This is a genomic window from Niastella populi, from assembly GCF_002078015.1.
GTDB classification, from domain to species: Bacteria; Bacteroidota; Bacteroidia; order Chitinophagales; family Chitinophagaceae; genus Niastella; species Niastella populi.
The window spans coordinates 1-2610 of record NZ_LWBP01000259.1 but is presented as its reverse complement, the minus strand read 5'-3'; the positions used below and the strand labels follow the sequence as shown (position 1 = coordinate 2610).

At 46.0% G+C, this 2610-nt stretch carries 1 protein-coding gene; it reads left to right on the top strand.

The features are described 5' to 3' along the window. A partial coding sequence (locus tag A4R26_RS34285) for a non-ribosomal peptide synthetase (RefSeq protein WP_133054867.1) occupies positions 1-2610 on the top strand: 2610 nt, incomplete at both ends.

Sequence of the window (2610 nt, the reverse complement as noted above, 5' to 3'; positions counted from 1 at the left end):
AGCCATCATTCCTGTTGCTCCCCAGGCCTCATACCCGTTGTCGTTTTCTCAACGCCGTTTATGGGTGCTGAGCCAGTTTGAAGAAGCGAACATCGCTTATAACCTTCCCCGTGTTTACGTATTTGAAGGAGAGTTGAATAGAGAGGCATTGAAGTTTGCTTTTGATTCTGTGATCGGCCGGCATGAGATCTTACGAACCGTGTTCAGAGAAGATGAGCAGGGAGAAGTGCGGCAGGTGATCCTTCCCTTTTCAAAAGCGGGCTTTCATATTGTATCAAAGGATTTGCGTAATAACCATCAATCAACGCAGGCGGTTGAAAAGCTGGTGCGGGAACAATTTATACAGCCCTTCGATCTTACCTCGGGTCCGCTGTTGCGGGCGGGGTTGTTTCAAACCGGCGATAGTAAATGGATCTTTACCTATGTGATGCATCACATCATCAGCGATGGCTGGTCAATGAACGTTTTACTCCATGAACTACTTACTTTTTATAAGTCTTATGAAAGTGGGGAAGAACCGGAACTGTCTCCTTTGCCCATTCAATATAAAGATTACGCTTCGTGGCAGCAGCAACTTGGCGATGAAGCATTGAAGGTGCATAAAACCTATTGGTTGCAACAAATGGAAGGGCCGCTTCCGGTGCTTGATCTGCCTGCAGACCGGGTGCGCCCGGCTGTTAAAACGTACAATGGAAGTACCCTCATCACTACTTTAGATGCAGGCAGGGTGCGGGAATTAAAAACATTGATAAGACAGCAGGGGGGCACTTTGTTTATGGGATTGCTGGCCCTCGTGAAAACATTATTGTATCGATATACCGGTCAGCAGGATATTATCATAGGCAGCCCGGTAGCCGGCAGGGATAAAGTTGGTTTGGAAGAACAGATCGGCTTTTACCTAAACATGCTTGCGTTGCGAACAAAATTTGAGGGTAACGACAGTTTTTATTCGTTATTGGAAAACATAAAGCGCAACACCTTACAGGCTTACAATCACCAGGATTATCCTTTTGATGAACTGGTAGAAGGCTTGTCGTTACAACGCGATATAAGCCGTAATCCCCTGTTCGATGTGATGTTGATCCTGCAAAATCAACATATTGATAAAAATAATGAGTATTATAGCCTGGGTAAATTACAGGTAAGTCCTTACGCAGGTATTGAGAATATAGCCAGTAAGTTTGATCTTAGTTTTAGTTTTCTTGAGTTGGAAGATGCGCTGCACCTGAGCATTGAATATAACACTGATATTTATAATGAGGAAAGAATAAACCGCCTGGCCCTGCATATGCAGCAATTATTGGCTGCCGTTACGCTGCATCCGTTAGAACCTATTAACCGGCTGGATTATTTAAGTATCGCTGAGAAACAACAATTGCTTATCTCCTTCAATGATACCACTGCCGCTTATCCGAAAGAAAAAAGCATTGTTGAGCTGTGGGAGGAACAGGTACGGTTGTTTCCTGACAAAATTGCTTTGCGTGACGAATTTACCCAGTTCACCTATCAGCAATTAGATAACCGGTGCCGTCAGGTGGCAGCCGGTATCATGAATAAAATTGGGCCCGGTGATAAAGCCCCGGTAGGCATATTGTTAACCAGGTCGGCCAGTATGGTGGCTACACTGTTGGGCATCTTGCGTACCGGCAGGCCATATATTCCGCTCGATCCTGCCTATCCTGCAGAGCGCCTCAATTATATCCTGGAGCAAAGCGGTTGTGAACTGTTGATCACAGAAGAAAAAATTTCAACATCGGTAGATACAAGCCGGGTGACGTTAATGTACCTCCACAGTCTGGTTGCAGATGACCGGGTAAATAACGCTATTGTAAATGATGCAGTGCCTACTGAAGATACTGCCTACATCATCTATACCTCCGGCTCAACAGGCAAACCTAAAGGGATAGCGATCAGCCACCGTTCGGTAGTGAACTTTTTAACTAGCATGCAACAGCAGCCCGGCATGAAAGCGGGCGAGTTGTTGTTTGCCGTTACCACCATATCATTTGATATTGCTGTATTGGAGTTGTTCCTGCCTTTGCTGAGTGGCGGTTGTGTATACGTTGCAGGCGTCGGCACTTTATCAGATCCGCAACGGATCATAGCAAAGTTGCAGCAAGTAAAGCCTGCTGTGATACAGGCTACGCCTGCATTTTATCAAATGCTTTTCGAAAGCGGCTGGCAGGGCCAAAAAGGATTGAAGGTGTTGTGTGGCGGTGACCTGCTGAGTGAATCGCTGGCTGACAGGATCTTGAAAAGCTGCGGTGAGTTGTGGAATATGTACGGTCCCACCGAAACCACTATCTGGTCTGCTACTAAAAAAATTGAAAAGGCCGCTGACGCCGGTAATGTAGGCAAACCTATCCATAACACTACAATCTATATCACAGACGAACAATTACAACCGGTTCCTGTTGGCATCCCGGGATCGATCTATATCGGCGGCGACGGACTGGCACTGGGTTATTACCGACAGGATGCATTGACGGCAGAACGTTTTATCAGCAGCCCGTTCAATGCGCATCAAAGAATATATGATACAGGAGATGTAGGTAAGTGGAATGCAGATGGCACTATAGCGTTCTTAGGCCGAAAGGATAACCAGGTAAA